Below are 3,856 nucleotides of genomic sequence, written 5' to 3' on the forward strand. Positions count from 1 at the left end.
GGGGCGGGAGGTGCGACGGGCCATGTCCCTATCTGACCACACCCGCGCTCCCGGCCCCCGCACGGCCGGACACGGCACGACGGACTCCGGCCACACCTGCCGCACACCCGGGGAACACCGGGCTCGATTGTCTCTTCCGGCCTGACCGCCGCATCCGTATGCTCCTGCGCCGACGTGACCGTTACCACCGGTAATAGGGGGCACCATGGAGCGTTCGGGCAGTACGAGGCGCACGTTCGTCGCGGGGACGGCGGTGGCGGGCGCGGCGACCGCCCTGGGGCTCGACGCGGCGGCGCCCGCCACGGCCGCCGCCCGTCCGGGGGCCGCCTCGGCGGCCGGGCAGTCGGTGGTGGTGCTCGGCGGCGGCGTGGCCGGCCTGACCGCCGCCCACGAGCTGGCCGAACGCGGCTTCGCGGTCACGCTCTACGAGCGCCGGGCGCTCGGCGGCAAGGCGCGCAGCATGGACGTGCCGGACAGCGCCCGGGGCGGGCGCGAGCCGCTGCCGGCCGAGCACGGCTTCCGGTTCATCCCCGGGATCTACCACAACCTGCCGGACACGATGCGGCGCATCCCCTTCGCGGGAAACCCGCACGGCGTCTGGGACAACCTGGTGGCGCCGAAGGAGATGATGTTCGCCCGGACCGGCTACGAGGAGCTGCGGCTGCCGCTGCCCTGGTCCGGCACCCCGCAGCAGCTCACCCCCGACGCGCTGCGGCGCGCCCTCACCGGCGTGCTCGGCACCTTCCAGCGGCTGCCCGCGCGCGAGGTCGCCTACTTCGCGGACCGCCTTCTCACCTTTCTGACCAGCTGCGACGAGCGCCGCAACGCCCAGTGGGAGGCCACGCCCTGGTGGACCTTCACCCGAGCGGGGCAGATGAGTCACGAGTACCAGCGCATCCTCGCCGTCGGCGTCACCCGCAACATCGTCGCCACCAAGGCCGAGGAGGCCAGCACCCGCACGGTGGGTTCGCTCCTGGAGGCGTTCGTCTTCAACGCGCTCGGCCGGGGCGCGGACGGCCCCCTCGACCGCATCCTCGACGCGCCCACCAACGAGGCCTGGATCGACCCCTGGGTCGCGCATCTGCGCACCCTGGGGGTGGAGTTCCGGGTGGGCTGGACCCTGCGGGAGTTCGCGTACGACGGCTCTCAGGTGACGGGGGCGGTGGTCGAGGACCCGGCCGGGGCGCGCCGCACGGTGAGCGCCGACCACTACGTCTGCGCGCTTCCCGTGGAGCACGCCCGGCGCACCTGGAGCGCCGCGATGCGCGCGGCCGACCCGCAGCTGGCCCGCTGCGACAAGCTGCGCACGGACTGGATGACAGGCATCCAGTTCTATCTGACCGAGCGCCCCGACGGGGTGCACGGCCACTTCGACTGCATCGACTCCCCCTGGTCGCTCACCGCCATCGCCCAGGCCGAGCACTGGCCGCACCACGACTTCCGCGCCGACTTCGGCGACGGGACGGTGGCGGACTGCCTCTCGGTGGACATCTCCGAGTGGGACAAGCCGGGGATGCTGTACGGGAAGACGGCCAAGCAGTGCACCCGCGAGGAGGTCGCGCGCGAGGTGTGGGCGCAGCTGAAGGCCTCGGTCAACGACACCGGCCGGACCGTGCTCAGCGACGGCAGACTGCACTCGTGGTTCCTGGACCCGGGCGTCTCCGGCATCGGCACCCCCGAGCCGAGGAACGAGGACGAGCTGCTGATCCACCCGGTCGGTACGTTCCACAACCGCCCCTCGGCGGGCACCAGGATCCCCAACTTCTATCTGGCGGGCGACTACGTGGCCGTCCCCATCGACCTGGCGACGATGGAGGGCGCCAACACCTCGGGCCGCCTCGCCGCCAACGCGCTGCTGGACCGGGCCGGTTCGGCGGCCCCGCGCTGCTCAGTGGCCCCGCTCTACAGCGCCCCCGAGCTGGAGCCGCTCAAGCGCGACGACCGGTTCCGCTACCGGCTGGGGCTGCCCAACGTCTTCGACGTGGGCTGACACGGCTCGGCCGCCGCCCCGGCCCCGAGAGGGGCGCGGGCGGCGGCCGTCCGGTGGATCACGTCAGCAGGAAGTCGGCCTGGCCCGACTTGGCGCCGAGGATGAACGCGGCGATCTCGTTGCTGGTGTAGATCAGAGCGGGGCCCTCCGGGTCGGCCGACTGGCGCACCGCGACCCGGCCGTCGGCCAGCTTCATGGCCTCGACGCAGTTGCCGCCGTTGCCCCCGCTCCACGGCTTGTGCCAGCCCTCGCTCCCCAGCTCGCGGGCAGGCATGCCGTTGTATATGTGATCCATTCACAGCTCCTCGCGGAGATCCGCCAGGATCTCCTTCGTGCGTCGTGCAGTCGCGGCCTGGGCCGCCATGCGATCCATGACTTCGAGATGGGTCGCCACCTCGGGGCGCGCGTCGAGGTAGACCGCGCCCGTCAGGTACTCGCTGTAGACCATGTCCGGCAGTTCCGGCACGGCGAATCGGAAGAGGACGAACGGGCCGTAGGTGCCCGGGTGGTGGCCGGTCGCGAACTCCGCGAGCTGGATCGTCACATGGGGCAGCTCGGCGGCTTCGAGCAGCCGGTCGAGCTGGCCGCGCATCACATGACGGCCGCCCACCTGCCGTCGCAGCACGGTCTCATCCATGATCACCCAGAGCCTAGGCGCGTCGGCCCGGGTGAGCAGCGACTGGCGCTCCATGCGCAGCGCCACATGCCGTTCGATGTCGGCCGGCTTCGTCTGGCCGAGCGCGCCGCTGATCATCACCGAGCGCGCGTACTCCTCGGTCTGGAGCAGACCGGGAACGAAGTGCGGCTCGTACGTCCGGATGAGCGAGGCGGCGCCCTCCAGGCTCACGTACATGCTGAACCAGTCCGGCAGGATGTCGTGGAAGCGCTGCCACCACCCCGGCTTGTTGGCCTCCTCCGCGAGTTCGATGAAACGGTCCGTCTCCTCGTCCCCGACGCCGTACGCCTTGAGCAGCAGCTGTACGTACGGGATCTTCAGGGAGACCTCGGCCGTCTCCATGCGGCGGATCGTGGCGGGGGCGACCCGGAGTACCTTGGCCGCCTCCTCGCGCCGCAGGCCCACGCGCTCGCGCAGATCCTGCAGGCGTCTGCCCAGCACGACCTGCCCCACGGTCGGGGCGGACCGGGGTTCACTCACGTCAGACCTCCCCTAACCCTGTTGCCGAGCAGTGTGCCATGCCACCTCAGCCCAGAACACAGCACTCTGCATTTTTCAGAGTGCCTCTTGCCAAGTGTCACGGATGGGTGGAAGGTAGGTCGGTGAACGCCAGCACATGCGGCTGTCGCGAGCGACGCCGCTACCCCACTGTGAGGACCCGGTCGTGGCCCCTGGTAATGCGCTCGTCCCGCAGCTCATAGGCGCGGCCTCCACCCTGTCCGTTCCCGACGTCCGCCGGTACGCCTTCGATCTGACGGCCCGGCCCGAATCCGCCGCCGCGGCCCGCCGCCACACGGCCGAGATCACGCTCCGGTGGGGTCTCGGCGAGGAGGTCGGCGACGCCGCCGCCCTGGTGGTCTCCGAGCTCGTCACCAACGCCGTCGTCCACACCGCGGGCACCCTCGTGTCCTGCGAACTCTCCTTCGCCACAGGTCACTTGACGGTCGCCGTCCGGGACCAGGGGTACGGCGCGGGCGGGCCCACCCTGTGCGACGCGGACGACGGCGAGGAGCGCGGCCGGGGGCTGCTGCTCGTCGACGCGCTCAGCGTCGCGTGGGGCTGCCACGAGGTGCCGCACGGCACCGGCCGGATCGTCTGGGCCCGGCTCGGGGCGGGCCGTACATGCCGATGAGCACACGCACACTTCTGTCCAGAGGCGGCCGGGATGAGGCTGGGGGGCCTCGGGGGCC

Annotated in this window: 4 protein-coding genes; 2 read left to right on the plus strand and 2 right to left on the minus strand. The window is 71.8% G+C overall.

Annotated elements, in window-relative coordinates; all coding sequences use genetic code 11:
* Nucleotides 1-205 precede the first annotated feature (205 nt).
* Nucleotides 206-1,990 (plus strand): FAD-dependent oxidoreductase, encoded by a 1,785-nt coding sequence (locus tag ACJA3G_RS32370; RefSeq protein WP_406556601.1) that lies wholly within the window; start codon nt 206-208, stop codon nt 1,988-1,990.
* Nucleotides 1,991-2,048: 58 nt separating this feature from the next.
* On the opposite strand, the gene ACJA3G_RS32375 is transcribed toward ACJA3G_RS32370, so the two are convergent.
* Both ACJA3G_RS32375 and ACJA3G_RS32380 read right to left on the minus strand, forming a co-directional pair.
* Nucleotides 2,049-2,285 carry a DUF397 domain-containing protein gene (locus tag ACJA3G_RS32375; protein ID WP_358836954.1) on the minus strand — a complete coding sequence of 79 codons (237 nt, stop codon included), beginning with the start codon at nt 2,283-2,285 and terminating at the stop codon, nt 2,049-2,051.
* The gene (locus ACJA3G_RS32380) at nt 2,286-3,146 is read right to left on the minus strand and encodes a helix-turn-helix domain-containing protein (RefSeq protein ID WP_406556602.1); all 861 of its coding nucleotides are present in this window, start codon (nt 3,144-3,146) and stop codon (nt 2,286-2,288) included.
* A 184-nt stretch (nt 3,147-3,330) separates the two neighbouring features.
* Here ACJA3G_RS32380 and ACJA3G_RS32385 point away from each other — a divergent pair, with 184 nt between their 5' ends.
* Entirely contained in the window at nt 3,331-3,798 is a 468-nt protein-coding gene (locus tag ACJA3G_RS32385; protein WP_406556603.1) for an ATP-binding protein, read from the plus strand.
* Nucleotides 3,799-3,856: the final 58 nt, after the last annotated feature.

Source organism: Streptomyces sp. YS-3 (assembly GCF_045257485.1).
Taxonomy (GTDB): Bacteria; Actinomycetota; Actinomycetes; order Streptomycetales; family Streptomycetaceae; genus Streptomyces.